We start from the raw sequence: 13468 nt of genomic DNA on the forward strand, positions 1-13468 counted from the left end.
CTCACCAGTCCAGTATTAAAGCGAAGAATGTCTGACAATCTTTCAACATCCAGTGGTCCGGGCCGTCCCAAGGATCTGGCCAAGCGCCAGGCAATCCTCGATGCGGCGAAAATCCTGTTTTTGAGTAAGGGATACGCCAACACCAGTATGGATGCCGTGGCGGCCGAGGCCGGCGTGTCGAAACTGACGGTCTACAGCCATTTCAACGACAAGGAGACACTGTTCTCCGCCGCCGTGGTGGCCAAATGCGAGGAGCAACTGCCACCGCTGTTTTTTGAATTGCCGGGCGGCATTACGGTGGAAACCGTGCTGCTGAACATCGCGCGCGGCTTTCATCAACTGATCAACAGCAACGAATCGGTGAACCTGCACCGTCTGATGATGACGCTGGGCAGCCAGGACCCGAAACTCTCATTGATTTTCTTCGAAGCCGGGCCAGAACGCATGTTGCATGGCATGGAGCGGTTGCTGATCAAGGTCAATCAGAGCGGCGCGTTGAGCATCGATAAACCGCGTAACGCGGCCGAGCACTTCTTTTGCCTGCTCAAGGGCGCAGGGAATTTCCGGTTGCTGTATGGCTGCGGCGAGCCGGTGACCGGGGATGCGGCTGAAGCCCATGTGCGGGAAGTGGTGGGGTTGTTTATGCGGGCGTATCGGCCGGAGTCAGCCTGATAAATTGAGGTGTCTGGGCTGACGCCATCGCGGGCAAGCCCTCTCCCACAGGTTCCGAGGTGTTCTCAGATATTGTGCCCAACACAAAACCTGTGGGAGCGAGGCTTGCCCGCGATGGGGGCGACACGATCTTAAGGCTTGAGCGCTTTCTTCGGATAAATATCGTATCGGCTGGACTTGCCATCCAGCGCATGGCTCGGCTTCGGCCCATCGATGCACGGCGCCTTGCGCGGGCGTTTGACCACCACCCGGTGGCTGGCCAGGGCCAACGCCGCTTCGAGCAGCGCCGGCGCGTCCGGGTCATCGCCCACCAGCGGCCTGAACAGGCGCATTTCCTTCTTCACCAACGCAGTTTTTTCGCGATGGGGAAACATCGGATCGAGGTAGATGACCTGCGGCGGTTCGCCTTCCCAGTTGCGCATCACCTCGATCGAATTGCCCTTGAGCAAACGCATCCGCGCCACGATCGGCGCCACGTCGAAATCTTCCGCGCCACGCGCCAGGCCATCTTCAAGCAAGGCACCGATCAGCGGCTGACGCTCGATCAGGCTCATCTCGCAGCCCAGGCTGGCCAGCACGAACGCGTCCTTGCCCAGCCCCGCCGTGGCATCCAGCACGCGCGGGCGCACGCCCTGAGCGATCCCGACCGCCTTGGCAATCATCTGACCGCTGCCGCCGCCGTACAACCGACGATGGGCCGCACCGCCCTCGACGAAGTCCACCCGCACCGGCCCCGGTGCGTCCGGCCCGAGTTGTTGCAGCTGCAACCCCTGCTCACCCACCTGCAAGGCAAACTCGCCGTTATCCACCTGCAACGGCAACCCCAGGCGCTCGGCCCATTGCTCGGCCTGTGGCTGGAAGGTCGTGCCCAAGGCCTCGACATGGATGCGGCAAACCGCAGGTTGCTCAATCATGGGAAAACACGCTCAAAAAATTAATGATCGGCAAAAACGGCCGATAACAAAACTATCGAGCATTTTGCCAGAGCTGAGCGTCGATCGAGAGAAATGTCAGACATTCAACGCACATCGATAGGTTACATCTCGCCCCACGGCGATTTTGGCCTGCGAAACTCCCAAGCACTGAGCGGCGTCAGTCACCTGTGGCAGGATTTTTTTGCCCAGGCCCTGGCCGATCAGTCGGGCGATGTGGTGCCGGCGTCTCTCAACTTTCCACCGGTCGATCTCGACAGCCCGGTCGAACCAACCATCGGCAGCGAACTGCTGGCGCACATCATTTCCCAGCGCGAATGTGATGTGAAAGAAACCGCAGTCCGCCCGCCAGAGCCATTGTTCCTGCCGATTGCCGAGTTCGAAATGGACCTGGCCGACAAACCGTTCCCGCCGTTTCCGCCGGAAGAAATCGTCGCGCAACAGAAACAACAGGACTTCGACAGCGGCTGGGTACGCCCGATCGTGCTCACCGCCGGTCAACCGCTGCCAGCGCCTGGAACCGCGCCGCAACCGCGTCCGCTGCACTTGCCGATCGCCGAGTTCGAACTCCACCTGCTGGACAAGCCGTTCCCGTCGTTCTCGCCAGAAGAGTTGGTGGAACAACAGAAACAACTCGATTTCGATAACGGCTGGGCACGCCCGATCGTTCTGCAGAACCTGCGCATCGCCGCATAACCCTTCAGCGGCATCTCCACCACGGCCCGACATCCACATGAAAGTGATTGCGATGGGCGGCGTTGTAGTCCGGGCTCAATACCACACTGAACATGTCGCAGGCGCCGTCGCGGACCTGACGGAGAAATCGCGCGTCCTGATTATCCTTCGGCCAATCCTTGAGCACGCTGATTGATCGCCCGTCCGCCAGCCGGAATCCGCTGATGTCCAGTGCATCGGCCGTGGCATGCTGGCTTCGCCTGCCGTTTTCACGGTTGTAAACGTTGCGGCAGGCGAAGCTGCCGAGATGGTCGAGCCGTGTCACCGTCTGTCCATAGGCTGCCTGAGCCGCCGGTTGCAGGGCGTGGCGTTCGAACAGGGCGAACGCCACCGCCAGGCGGCAACTGGCGAGGAAACTGCTGCTCAGCGCCACCTCGCCACCTTGCACACGCATGGTGTTGGTCAACGGACAAGTCGCGTCCGGGCTATCGGCCTGACGGCTTACACGTAATCCGGAACTACTCAGAGCCTGGTCGCATAACTGCGGATCATCGCGCAGACGCATCAGTTTGTAGCGGGTCAGCAGGTTCGGTTCGGCCTTTACGTCCAGCGGCGCCCACGGGTTCCATTGCGGGGGAATGGAAACCCAGCCGCGCCAGACGCTCAACCCGGCAGCGCCGATGAGCAACAGCACCAGCAACAGCCCCCACCGAAACCGCATCGTCAGCCTTTGAACAATTGATTGGCCCGCTGGAACGGCATCGACCGAGAGGTAAAGCCGAAGGTCCCGTGCTGCTGGATTTCCTCGGCGGCGCGGAAGAACTCGCCATACGCCGCCAAGGCCAGAGCCGAACCGACGCTGATGCGTTTGACGCCCATCTCACTCAACTGCTCTACCGTCAGCTTCAGCCCGCCGGACATCAACACATTGACCGGTTTCGGCGCCACGGCGCGGACCACCGCCAAGACCTCTTCAGCGCTGCGCAGGCCCGGTGCGTAAAGCACATCGGCGCCGGCCTCGGCGAATGCCTGCAAGCGGCGAATGGTATCGTCGAGGTCCGGATTGCCGTGCAAAAAGTTCTCGGCACGCGCCGTCAGCACGAAGGGAAAAGGCAAGCTGCGGGCCGCCGCGACGGCCGCTTCGATACGCGCGACGGCATGCTCGAAGCAGTAGATCGGACTGTCCTCACGCCCCGTGGCATCTTCGATCGAACCGCCGACCGCACCGGCCTTTGCCGCACGCACAATACTTTGGGCACAGTCGGCGGGGGCGTCGGCAAAACCGTTTTCGAGATCCACCGCTACCGGCAGATCAGTGGCCGCGACAATCGCTTCAACGTTCGCCAGGGTCTCGTCGAGCGTCAGCCCACCATCGGGACGGCCCCGGGAAAAGGCGTAACCGGCACTGGTGGTCGCCAATGCCTCGAAGCCAAGGCTGGCGAGCATTTTCGCCGAGCCGGCGTCCCAAGGGTTGGGAATGACAAAAGCGCCCTCGCGTTCGTGCAGTGCTTTGAACGCCTGGGCTCGAAGGGTTTGCGCATCCATTGGCAGGCTCCTGAAAAGGGGGAAAGAATCCCAATGCGGAGTAAGTAGGAGCCAGGCTTGCCGGCGAAGGCGCTCTTAAGGACGCCTTCGCCGGCAAGCCTGGCTCCTACAACTGGCATTAGGAAACGAGGCCGCTTCAGAGCAAGCCAAGTTGCTCGGCGGCGGGTTCTCTGTATAACTCAGGCAGCGGCGGCAAGCCAGGCAAACGCAGCATCAGTTGTGCGTGAAAACGCTGCGCCAGTTTTGCCGCCAGCAGGTTATCGGCGGTGTGCAGGAAGATATAGGGCGTGCGCCCCTCTTCGATCCAGACGGCGATTTTCTCGACCCACGGCACCAGGAACGGGTCGTTGGCTTCAAGCACAGGATGGCCGATGAAACGCACTTGAGGGAATTGAGTAAACGCAGCGGGTCGAGGCGGCACCCTGGGCTTTTTCGATTGGGCGTGGAGCACCGAAGGATCAGTCGAGGTGCAGCTGAACAGCGCCCGCGGATCAAGACAGATGCGCTCGACACCGCGGTCCAGCAGCAGACGATTGAGCATCCGCTCGGCGTCGCCCTTGGCGAAGAATTCATCGTGCCGCACTTCGACAGCCAAAGGCCTGTCCACAGCGTCGATAAAACCGGCCAGCTCCGACAATCGTTGTGGGGTGAAGCCTTTGGACAATTGCAGCCAGACAGGAGAAACCCGCCCACCCAGAGGACTGAGCAATTGCAGGAAGGTCTCGGCGGCGGTCAGCTGTTCGCGCAGGTCACCGCTGTGGCTGATGTCGCCGGGGAACTTGGCGGTGAAGCGAAAGTGTTCGGGCATGGTTTCGGCCCAGCGCTGCACGGTGGCGGCAGAGGGGCTCGCGTAGAAGGTCGTATTGCCTTCCACGGCGTTGAACACTTGAGAATAAAGATTGAGAAACTCGGCGGGCCTGGCGTCTTGCGGATACAAGTACTCGCGCCAGGCGTTTTCACTCCAGGACGGGCAGCCGAGGTAGTAAGGCAGCCACATCAGATGTACAGGTCGAGACCCAGTACATCCGCATCCCAATCGACAAAACCGGCGGTGCTCAGGTAACTGGCCAGTGCCATCGCCACGCTTTTGCTCATGGCGCGGTGATAAATCATGTCTTGTTGACGCGCGGGGAGATTGCTCAGGCGTTGCGCGGAAGCTTTGGCAGCACGGGCGGCCAACTGCTCCTCGGAAGGAATTTCCAGCTCGCCGTCGATATCGACGTAGTCGTCATCCGTCACAGGGCCTTTGCGGGACTTGCGCTTGATGGGGTAGGACTGGGAGGAAACGCCGTCTATACGCATAAGTGCATGCTCGGTATCGATGATGGCAGCTTAGTGGCACATAGCCCACTTCGCAAACTGCCGAGTGATAACTAGAACACAGAAAAGACAAAAGGTTTAAAAGCGGCGAGTAGAAACTGACGATTGGCTAGAGATGAAATGCTGATTGTGGCGAGGGGGCTTGCCCCCGTTCGGCTGCGAAGCAGTCGCAAAACCAGCCAATGCGGTGTGTCAGGGGAATGTGGTGGTGGTTTTTGGGGCCGCTTCGCGACCCAACGGGGGCAAGCCCCCTCGCCACAGAAGGCTCTCTTGCCACAAAGACCGCGTGGATTAACGCGCTTTTGGGGTCGCGACTTTGTCGCGCAAATACACCGGTTGCGCCTCATCAGCCACGATCGCTTCACCCCGTTCCCAGGCGAAACGCGCCAGGGTCAGCAGGTCTTCGGCGTGAGGCAGCATGCCCGCGTCTTGCCCGCTCAGGTTGACGGCGATGCGCTCGGCATATCCCCAACCGGTGCCCGCGCCGAACCACTCGCCGCTGGCATCGGCCGGTAACGCAGCGGCTTGCGGTGGCAATACTGCTTCGTTGCCCACCAGACGCATCTCCCCCGCCGTTTCGCGGTAGCAACCCCAATACACCTCATCCATGCGCGCATCGATGGCCGCCGCGACCTGGCTGACGCCGTGTTCGCGATAGGCCCGCTGGGCAAGTACGGCGAGATTGGAGACCGGCAACACCGGACGCTCCAGCGCAAACGCCAGCCCCTGCACCACGCCGATGGCAATCCGCACACCGGTGAACGCGCCCGGCCCACGGCCGAATGCAATGGCATCGACCGCTTGCAGCGTGGTCCCGGCATCGGCCAGCAGCTGCTGGATCATCGGCAGCAGCTTCTGTGCATGCAGGCGCGGGATCACCTCGTAATGACTCGTGACTTTGCCCTCATGCAGCAAGGCAACGGAGCAAGCTTCAGTCGCGGTGTCCAGGGCCAGCAAGGTGCTCATCGATGTTTCCGTAAGAGAGGTCAGAAAAAGTGCGCCAGTATAAACAACTACGGCCCGCAAGCGGGCCGTAGTAGATGAAGCCGATCAGACTTTTCAGCTCAGTGCTTCAAGCACTTTGCCAGTGATCGCTTCAACCGAGCCGACGCCAGCGATGTGGCTGTACTTCGGCTTGCCCTGATCAGCGGCCAGGTTCTGGTAGAAGGCTACCAATGGCTTGGTCTGGGAGTGGTAAACCGACAGGCGATGACGCACGGTTTCTTCGGTGTCGTCCTTGCGCTGCACCAGCTCTTCACCGGTGATGTCGTCCTTGCCGGCGATTTTCGGCGGGTTGTAGACGGTGTGGTACACGCGGCCGCTGGCCTCGTGAACGCGACGACCGGCGATACGCTGAACGATTTCTTCGTCATCGACGGCGATTTCGACCACGTTGTCCAGTTCCACGCCAGCGTCTACCAGCGCTTCAGCTTGCGGAATGGTGCGCGGGAAACCATCGAACAGGAAACCGTTGGCACAGTCAGGCTGCGCGATACGGTCCTTGACCAGGGCGATGATCAGGTCATCAGAGACCAGACCACCGGCATCCATAATGCTTTTGGCTTTAATGCCCAGCTCGGTGCCGGCTTTTACCGCAGCACGCAGCATGTCGCCGGTGGAGATTTGCGGGATGCCGAATTTTTCGGTGATGAACTTAGCCTGAGTACCTTTACCGGCCCCGGGAGCTCCCAGCAGAATGACGCGCATTAGATGTGCTCCTCAATTTTTTATTTAGAATAACTTAAACAAAACAATGGATTCGCCTCGTGGGGCCAATCTCAAAAATAGGGTCCGCGACCGCCCAAACGGCCAAAGGCTGATCAAGATACACAGCAGACCCTGCCCACACAAGCCGCCGAAAGTCGGAGAAACCCGCGCCTGACGAGACCTTGCGAAGGGGTAGTCCAAGTCGCAACCCCATCATTAACTGTCGCGTGCCAGACCTTTTTTACCGCTCGCCAGCAGGCACTCGACGTTCGCGCCGGGTGCCTGTCCCCCACGACGAAAACCTTAGCCGGTATTTCGCAAACCGGCGGCAATCCCCGCCACAGACACCAGCAACGCCTGTTCTACCGGGCTGTCCTGCGCCACATCCTGTTGCCGCGAACGTGCCAACAGTTCGGCCTGCAATAGATGCAGCGGGTCGAGGTAAGTGTTGCGCAGACGGATGAATTCAAGGGTGTCTGGGCTATGTGCCAGTAGTTGAGACTGACCAGTCAGCCCCAGGACCACCGAACAGGCCTGCGACAATAGGTCGCGTAAATGCGCACCCAAAGGAAGCAGATCCGGCTCGACCAGGCGCTCATCGTAAGACTGGGCGATATCCGCGTCGGCCTTGGCCAACACCATTTCCAGCATATCGATGCGGGTACGGAAGAACGGCCACTGCTCACGCATCTGCCCCAGCAACTCGCCCTCGCCGCGCTCCAGCGCCTTGCTCAGTGCCGCTTCCCAGCCGAGCCAGGCCGGCAGCATCAGGCGCGTCTGGGTCCAGCCGAAGATCCACGGAATGGCGCGCAGGCTTTCGATCCCGCCGGCGCGACGCTTGGCCGGGCGGCTGCCCAACGGCAAACGCCCCAACTCCTGCTCCGGGGTGGACTGGCGGAAATATTCGACGAACTGCGGATTTTCCCGCACCACGGCGCGGTAAGCCTTGACGCCGTCGGCGGCCAATTCGTCCATCAAATGGCGCCAGGCAGGCTCAGGAGGTGGCGGCGGCAGCAAGGTCGCTTCCAGCACCGCCGCCAGGTACAGATTGAGGTTTTGCTCGGCGATGTCCGGCAGGCCAAATTTGAAACGAATCATTTCCCCCTGCTCGGTGGTGCGGAAACGCCCCGCCACCGAACCCGGCGGCTGCGACAGAATCGCCGCGTGCGCCGGACCACCACCGCGGCCCACGGTGCCACCGCGACCGTGGAACAACAGCAGTTCCACTTGCTGTTCGCGGCAAATATCAACCAGCCGCTCCTGCGCCCGATACTGCGCCCAGGCCGCCGCTGTAGTGCCGGCGTCCTTGGCCGAGTCGGAATAACCGATCATCACTTCCTGTGGCCCTTGCAGGCGCGAGCGATAGCCCGGCAGCAGCAAGAGTTTTTCGATCACCGGGCCCGCATTGTCGAGGTCGGCGAGGGTTTCGAACAGCGGCACCACGCGCATCGGCCGCAATACACCGGACTCTTTGAGCAGCAATTGCACGGCCAGCACGTCGGAAGCGGCACCGGCCATGGAAATCACATACGAGCCGAGGGAAGCCCCCGGTGCCGCAGCGATTTCCCGGCAAGTCGCCAGCACTTCTGCGGTGTCGGCAGACGGCTTGAAATACGCCGGCAGCAACGGCCGACGATTGTTCAGTTCGCGCATCAGGAAGGCGATGCGCTCTTCCTCGCTCCAGTCCTCATAACGGCCCAGGCCGAGGTAGTCAGTGATTTCGGTCATGGCCGCCGTATGGCGCGACGAGTCCTGTCGCACATCGAGGCGCACCAGAAACAGCCCGAACGTCACCGCCCGGCGCAGACAATCGAGCAACGGACCGTCGGCGATAACGCCCATGCCGCACTCATGCAGCGAGTGGTAACACAACTCCAGCGGGTCCAGCAGGTCGCGGTTGTTTTGCAGCACTTCGGCCGACGCGGGCGTGGTTGCAGTCAGGGATGCATGGGCCCAGTTACGGGTCGCGCGCAGGCGCTCACGCAATTGTTTGAGCACTGCGCGGTAAGGCTCGGCGCTGTCGCCGGCCTTGGCTTTCAGGGCGTCACTGGCCTGTTGCATCGACAACTCGGCGGCGAGGTGATCGACATCGCGCACGTACAAATCGGCGGCCATCCAGCGCGCCAGCAGCAACACTTCGCGGGTCACAGCGGCGGTGACGTTGGGGTTGCCGTCGCGATCGCCGCCCATCCACGAGGCAAAGCGAATCGGCACGGCCTCCAGTGGCAGGTGCAGGCCGGTGGCGGCATGCAGGGCTTGATCGGCCTTGCGCAAATAGTTGGGAATCGCCTGCCACAGCGAATGCTCGATCACCGCAAAGCCCCACTTGGCTTCGTCCACGGGTGTCGGACGGGTACGGCGGATTTCTTCGGTGTGCCAGGCTTCGGCGATCAGGCGCTGCAACTTCGTCTTGATCTGCTCGCGCTCGGCGGTGGTCAGGTCACGGTGATCCTGGGCGGCCAGTTGCGCGGCGATGGCGTCGTACTTCTGGATCAATGTGCGACGCGCCACTTCGGTGGGGTGCGCGGTCAATACCAGCTCGATTTCCACCCGCCCCAATTGCCGGGCCAGGGACTCGGCGTCATGACCTGCCGTCAGCAGGCGAGCGAGCAGTTCCGGCAACACCCGGGCCTCGAACGGTGCGGGTTGCGATTCTTCGCGGCGGTGAATCAGCTGATATTGCTCGGCGATATTGGCCAGGTTGAGGAACTGATTGAACGCCCGCGCCACCGGCAGCAACTCGTCTTCGCTCAACTGATTGAGGCTGGCGCTGAGTTCGGCGTCCATCGAACCGCGACGGTCGGCCTTGGCGCCTTTGCGGATCTGCTCGATCTTGTCGAGAAAGCCGTCCCCGTACTGTTCACGAATGGTATTGCCCAACAGCTCACCCAACAGGTGAACGTCCTCGCGCAAGCGTGCATCAATATCGGTCATCAGCAGTTCTCCAGCAAAAAATCCGGGCGGCTATGCTTTAGGTATTAGAGGCTCTGACATAAATGCCTTTCATAGAGAGTGCCGTCGTAAAGTGCTTCTTACAAGCAGACGAAGGGACTTCGAACCCCAAGCGTTACCGCTAGTCTCAACATTAAGCCGTACAACGGCTTACCACCGGCCACTGCCGGACACTCACCCGGCCTGCCACGAGCAGGTGCGCAATGAGGTCATTATGAAAATCCGCGAGCTCGCCAAGCATTGGGAAGAAAACGCCAAGGGTCGCCTGACCGACACCGGCTACACGATTCGCCTGGACGTGGAAGCCGCCGCGCGGCTGGCGGCGATTATCGAGATGTACCCCAAACGGCATCCCGAAGAACTGCTCGGCGAATTGATCGGCGCCGCCCTGGAAGAGCTCGAAGCGAGCTTTCCGTATGTGAAAGGGTCAACGGTGGTAGCCACCGATGAAGAAGGCGATCCGCTGTACGAAGATGTCGGCCCAACCCCACGCTTTCTCGCCTTGTCCCGCCGGCATTTGCACGACTTGTCGACCGATAACGACAAGCAGAAACACTGAATTTTCCGCCGAACTTGTGGGAGCGGGCTTGCTCGCGAAAGCTGTGTGTCAGGCGACATCAATGGTGACTGTGCCGCCGTCTTCGCGAGCAAGCCCGCACACATTGGCTTGCAGGAACGGCCGGTATACCGCTGCACATCGCTAAAGTTCCCGATTTAGAGCCTTGTCCACTCGGTCAACGTTTTTTCGGGTAGTAGGCCATCTTCTCTGAACTTTTAAAAAACACTTCGGGTCAACCCAGTAACCATGCCTGGGACGGCCGTTTCGAAACGCTCTGGAAACTGATGGTTGCGGCTCCTTGCCCAGGATGGATTCAGATGTTTTTCAGGAGTTATCCAATGGAGTTGAAAACCATGAAGACCAGCACTGCCCTATCCTCGTTTACCCACCTGCGCGGTCTCAAACTGGCGGCCCTGGCCATCGGCAGCAGCTTCGTTCTGGCCGGTTGCGCCGGTAACCCGCCGACCGAGCAATACGCCGTGACCCAATCCGCCGTGAACAGCGCTGTCAGCGCCGGCGGTACCGAATTCGCCGCGGTGGAAATGAAAGCCGCTCAGGACAAACTCAAACAAGCCGAAATCGCCATGCACGACAAGAAGTATGACGAAGCCAGAATGCTGGCCGAGCAAGCCGAGTGGGACGCCCGTGTCGCCGAGCGCAAGGCCCAGGCGATGAAAGCCGAACTAGCTGTGAAGGATTCCCAAAAAGGTGTTCAGGAACTGCGTCAGGAAAGTCAGCGCACCGTGCAGTAAGCGCGCATCCCGATTTTCAGACCTGAAACTCTTATCGATAGAAAGGACGAACCATTATGCGCAAACAATTGATGATCCCCGCCCTCCTGGCCGCAAGTGTTGCACTGGCTGCCTGCTCCACACCGCCCAACGCGAACCTGGAGCAAGCCCGTACCAACTACACCGGCCTGCAAGCCAACCCGCAAGCCAGCAAAGTCGCGGCGCTGGAAACCAAAGATGCCAGCGAATACCTGGACAAGGCCGACAAGGCTTACCTGGACAGGGAAGACCAGGCCAAGGTCGACCAACTGGCTTACCTGACCAATCAGCGTGTTGAAGTGGCCAAGCAAACCATTGCGCTACGCACCGCTGAAAACAACCTGAAAAACGCCGCGGCGCAACGGGCCCAGGCTCGTCTGGATGCTCGCGACCAGCAGATCAAGCAGTTGCAGGACAGTTTGAACGCCAAACAGACCGATCGCGGCACGTTGGTGACCTTCGGTGACGTGTTGTTCGCCACCAACAAGGCCGAGCTGAAATCCAACGGTCTGGTGAATATCAACAAACTGGCGCAGTTCCTTCAGGAAAACCCGGACCGCAAAGTGATTGTCGAAGGCTACACCGACAGCACCGGCGCGGCGTCGTACAACCAGTCGCTGTCCGAGCGTCGTGCGACGTCCGTGCAGGTCGCCCTGATCAAGATGGGGGTAGATCCCGTGCGCATCGTGGCCCAGGGTTATGGCAAGGAATACCCGGTGGCGGAGAACTCCAGCGTCTCGGGCCGTGCGATGAACCGTCGGGTGGAAGTGACCATTTCCAATGACAACCAGCCGGTCGTCCCGCGTTCGGCGATCAGCGCCAAGTAAGCTGACCACGCTGATACTTAAAAGCCCCGCCTGAGTTGATCAGGCGAGGCTTTCGTTTTTAAGGTCAAAAGATCGCAGCCTTCGGCAGCTCCTACAGGGTTTGCATATACCGCGATGTCGCGGGTGTGCCCGGTCAATGTAGGAGCTGCCGAAGGCTGCGATCTTTTCGGGCGGGTTACGGTTGCAGTTTTTGCGGGGTTTCCTGACCCATGCAGCGCACGGCCTTTTTCTTGCTGTTGATCAGCACGCCGGTCAGGCCTTTCTGTTCGGTGTCGAACAGCACCAGCACGCCATCGATGCACTGGGCCACTTGCGGGGCCGGTTCCAGAGAGACCTTGTAGTCTTCGCCCGGCACGGTCTTGAGCATGGTGAAGTCGCTGAGCAGCAGCGCGTCTTGCGGTTTGGCGAAGTGCAGGTAGCCGTACCACCACAGGGCGCCAACGGTGCCGAGGATGCTGCAAATACCGGTGATGATCAGCGGGATGGCGTTACGTTCTTCACTCATTGCGGACTCTCTGGTGGTTCATCTTCAGAATTCGGGGGCGCCGGGTAATTCGGGACTTCACCCAGGCGGCGCAAACCGTCGAAATGCTGCGGGTCTTCGAGGTAGCGCAGCATGACCTTTCGCCAAACCGGGTCGGCGAACGTTTGCACATGACCGCCCCGGGTCAGTTGCAGCACTCGCGGCGGCGGCGCAGCTTGATACAGTCGAATGCCGTTGGAAAGGGGCACCAGCTGATCATCGATACTGTGATAGATCAGTTTCGGTACGCCGTTGAGCTGCCTCATGGAATGGATCGCACTGTCGCCGTCCGGCACCAACCAGGATAACGGCATCTGGAACGGCCAGGTCATCCATGACGTGCTCAGGGCAAAACGTCCGACATCACGGTAGCTGGCAGGCACGCCATCGAGCACAAAAGCCTTGAGTTGCCGCTGGCGCTCGGGATGCTGGGCCAGGAAATGCACGGCCATCGAACCGCCAAGGCTCTGACCGAGAAGGATCAGCGGCTTGCCCTTGACCTCCGGGGCCTGGTCGAGCCATTTGAACGCGGCATCGATGTCCTGATAAATCGCCGGTAACGCCGGTTTACCTTCGGACCAACCGTACCCGCGATAGTCCACCAGCAACACTTGATAGCCCTGCTCCGGCAACCACCAACTCCCACCCAAATGCCACGCCAGGTTGCCGCCGTTGCCGTGCAAATGCAGCACTGTACCTTTGACCTCGACGCCTTTTTTCGCCGGCAGCCACCAGCCATGCAGCTTGAGGCCGTCAGCGGTGATCAGGGTGACGTCGCGGAATTCGAGTTTGGCTTTTTCCGGGGTGAACGGCTGGCCGGGCTCGGGATAGAACAGAAGAGAGTCGCAACCGCCGAGGGCCAAGAGCAGGCAAAAGATGCCGAGGATTCTCATCCGGTGAAGCCTCGCGAAAATAGGGGGTTGGAATACGATCCAATGTGGGAGCGGGCTTGCTCGCGAAAGCGGTTTTCCATCCCGCATTGATGT

The 13468-nt window shown here is 60.5% G+C and carries 15 protein-coding genes; 5 read left to right on the top strand and 10 right to left on the bottom strand.

Annotation, left to right across the window (positions count from 1 at the left end):
* Positions 1–27 precede the first annotated feature (27 nt).
* The gene (locus ACA044_RS24610) at positions 28–672 is read left to right on the top strand and encodes a TetR/AcrR family transcriptional regulator (protein WP_497443677.1); all 645 of its coding nucleotides are present in this window, start codon (positions 28–30) and stop codon (positions 670–672) included.
* A 131-nt stretch (positions 673–803) separates the two neighbouring features.
* On the opposite strand, the gene ACA044_RS24615 is transcribed toward ACA044_RS24610, so the two are convergent.
* Positions 804–1586: a class I SAM-dependent methyltransferase gene (locus ACA044_RS24615; RefSeq protein WP_497443678.1), complete on the bottom strand. Its 783-nt coding sequence runs from the start codon at positions 1584–1586 to the stop codon at positions 804–806.
* Positions 1587–1679: 93 nt separating this feature from the next.
* On the opposite strand from ACA044_RS24615, the gene ACA044_RS24620 reads away from it, so the two are divergent.
* Entirely contained in the window at positions 1680–2300 is a 621-nt protein-coding gene (locus tag ACA044_RS24620) for an energy transducer TonB (RefSeq protein ID WP_497443679.1), read from the top strand.
* 4 nt (positions 2301–2304) lie between these two features.
* On the opposite strand, the gene ACA044_RS24625 is transcribed toward ACA044_RS24620, so the two are convergent.
* The 7 genes from ACA044_RS24625 to ppc all read right to left on the bottom strand — a co-directional run bounded on the left by ACA044_RS24625 (position 2305) and on the right by ppc (position 9785).
* Complete coding sequence (locus ACA044_RS24625; protein WP_497443680.1) at positions 2305–3000, bottom strand: extensin-like domain-containing protein; 696 nt, start codon at positions 2998–3000, stop codon at positions 2305–2307.
* Between the two features lie 2 nt (positions 3001–3002).
* On the bottom strand, positions 3003–3824 hold the full coding sequence (locus ACA044_RS24630; protein WP_497443681.1) for an isocitrate lyase/PEP mutase family protein: 822 nt from the start codon (positions 3822–3824) through the stop codon (positions 3003–3005).
* A gap of 136 nt (positions 3825–3960) precedes the next feature.
* Entirely contained in the window at positions 3961–4821 is an 861-nt protein-coding gene (locus ACA044_RS24635) for a DUF72 domain-containing protein (protein ID WP_497443682.1), read from the bottom strand.
* Positions 4821–5126, bottom strand: a complete 306-nt coding sequence (locus tag ACA044_RS24640) for a hypothetical protein (protein WP_497443683.1) — start codon at positions 5124–5126, stop codon at positions 4821–4823. The genes ACA044_RS24635 and ACA044_RS24640 overlap by 1 nt, the downstream gene beginning before the upstream one ends.
* A 309-nt stretch (positions 5127–5435) precedes the next feature.
* Positions 5436–6110, bottom strand: coding sequence for a tRNA (adenosine(37)-N6)-threonylcarbamoyltransferase complex dimerization subunit type 1 TsaB (gene tsaB / locus ACA044_RS24645; RefSeq protein WP_497443684.1), 675 nt, complete (start codon positions 6108–6110; stop codon positions 5436–5438).
* A 93-nt stretch (positions 6111–6203) separates the two neighbouring features.
* Positions 6204–6851, bottom strand: coding sequence for an adenylate kinase (adk, locus tag ACA044_RS24650; RefSeq protein ID WP_497443685.1), 648 nt, complete (start codon positions 6849–6851; stop codon positions 6204–6206).
* 303 nt (positions 6852–7154) lie between these two features.
* Positions 7155–9785: a phosphoenolpyruvate carboxylase gene (ppc, locus tag ACA044_RS24655; protein WP_497443686.1), complete on the bottom strand. Its 2631-nt coding sequence runs from the start codon at positions 9783–9785 to the stop codon at positions 7155–7157.
* A 232-nt stretch (positions 9786–10017) separates the two neighbouring features.
* Between ppc and ACA044_RS24660 the strand changes: the two genes are divergently transcribed.
* The 3 genes from ACA044_RS24660 to lptF all read left to right on the top strand — a co-directional run bounded on the left by ACA044_RS24660 (position 10018) and on the right by lptF (position 11959).
* A complete protein-coding gene (locus ACA044_RS24660) occupies positions 10018–10362 on the top strand; it encodes a pilin assembly protein (RefSeq protein WP_497443687.1) in 345 nt (114 codons plus the stop codon).
* Between the two features lie 338 nt (positions 10363–10700).
* Positions 10701–11114: a DUF4398 domain-containing protein gene (locus ACA044_RS24665; RefSeq protein WP_497443688.1), complete on the top strand. Its 414-nt coding sequence runs from the start codon at positions 10701–10703 to the stop codon at positions 11112–11114.
* A gap of 56 nt (positions 11115–11170) precedes the next feature.
* Positions 11171–11959 carry a lipotoxin F family OmpA-related lipoprotein LptF gene (gene lptF, locus ACA044_RS24670; protein WP_497443689.1) on the top strand — a complete coding sequence of 263 codons (789 nt, stop codon included), beginning with the start codon at positions 11171–11173 and terminating at the stop codon, positions 11957–11959.
* 175 nt (positions 11960–12134) lie between these two features.
* Here lptF and ACA044_RS24675 read toward each other — a convergent pair whose 3' ends face one another.
* A complete protein-coding gene (locus ACA044_RS24675) occupies positions 12135–12464 on the bottom strand; it encodes a PA3694 family proteiin (RefSeq protein WP_497443690.1) in 330 nt (109 codons plus the stop codon).
* The gene (locus tag ACA044_RS24680) at positions 12461–13375 is read right to left on the bottom strand and encodes an alpha/beta hydrolase (protein WP_497443691.1); all 915 of its coding nucleotides are present in this window, start codon (positions 13373–13375) and stop codon (positions 12461–12463) included. Before ACA044_RS24680 ends, ACA044_RS24675 begins: the two co-directional genes overlap by 4 nt.
* Between the last annotated feature and the right edge of the window lie 93 nt (positions 13376–13468).

The organism is Pseudomonas sp. LBUM1673 (genome assembly GCF_059695645.1).

What these genes read in the sequence shown, in the direction of transcription:
- ACA044_RS24610 (WP_497443677.1), top strand. Translation starts at nt 28, where the DNA reads ATGTCTGACAATCTTTCAACATCCAGTGGTCCGGGCCGTCCCAAGGAT.
- ACA044_RS24615 (WP_497443678.1), bottom strand. Translation starts at nt 1,586, where the DNA reads ATGATTGAGCAACCTGCGGTTTGCCGCATCCATGTCGAGGCCTTGGGC.
- ACA044_RS24620 (WP_497443679.1), top strand. Translation starts at nt 1,680, where the DNA reads ATGTCAGACATTCAACGCACATCGATAGGTTACATCTCGCCCCACGGC.
- ACA044_RS24625 (WP_497443680.1), bottom strand. Translation starts at nt 3,000, where the DNA reads ATGCGGTTTCGGTGGGGGCTGTTGCTGGTGCTGTTGCTCATCGGCGCT.
- ACA044_RS24630 (WP_497443681.1), bottom strand. Translation starts at nt 3,824, where the DNA reads ATGGATGCGCAAACCCTTCGAGCCCAGGCGTTCAAAGCACTGCACGAA.
- ACA044_RS24635 (WP_497443682.1), bottom strand. Translation starts at nt 4,821, where the DNA reads ATGTGGCTGCCTTACTACCTCGGCTGCCCGTCCTGGAGTGAAAACGCC.
- ACA044_RS24640 (WP_497443683.1), bottom strand. Translation starts at nt 5,126, where the DNA reads ATGCGTATAGACGGCGTTTCCTCCCAGTCCTACCCCATCAAGCGCAAG.
- tsaB (WP_497443684.1), bottom strand. Translation starts at nt 6,110, where the DNA reads ATGAGCACCTTGCTGGCCCTGGACACCGCGACTGAAGCTTGCTCCGTT.
- adk (WP_497443685.1), bottom strand. Translation starts at nt 6,851, where the DNA reads ATGCGCGTCATTCTGCTGGGAGCTCCCGGGGCCGGTAAAGGTACTCAG.
- ppc (WP_497443686.1), bottom strand. Translation starts at nt 9,785, where the DNA reads ATGACCGATATTGATGCACGCTTGCGCGAGGACGTTCACCTGTTGGGT.
- ACA044_RS24660 (WP_497443687.1), top strand. Translation starts at nt 10,018, where the DNA reads ATGAAAATCCGCGAGCTCGCCAAGCATTGGGAAGAAAACGCCAAGGGT.
- ACA044_RS24665 (WP_497443688.1), top strand. Translation starts at nt 10,701, where the DNA reads ATGGAGTTGAAAACCATGAAGACCAGCACTGCCCTATCCTCGTTTACC.
- lptF (WP_497443689.1), top strand. Translation starts at nt 11,171, where the DNA reads ATGCGCAAACAATTGATGATCCCCGCCCTCCTGGCCGCAAGTGTTGCA.
- ACA044_RS24675 (WP_497443690.1), bottom strand. Translation starts at nt 12,464, where the DNA reads ATGAGTGAAGAACGTAACGCCATCCCGCTGATCATCACCGGTATTTGC.
- ACA044_RS24680 (WP_497443691.1), bottom strand. Translation starts at nt 13,375, where the DNA reads ATGAGAATCCTCGGCATCTTTTGCCTGCTCTTGGCCCTCGGCGGTTGC.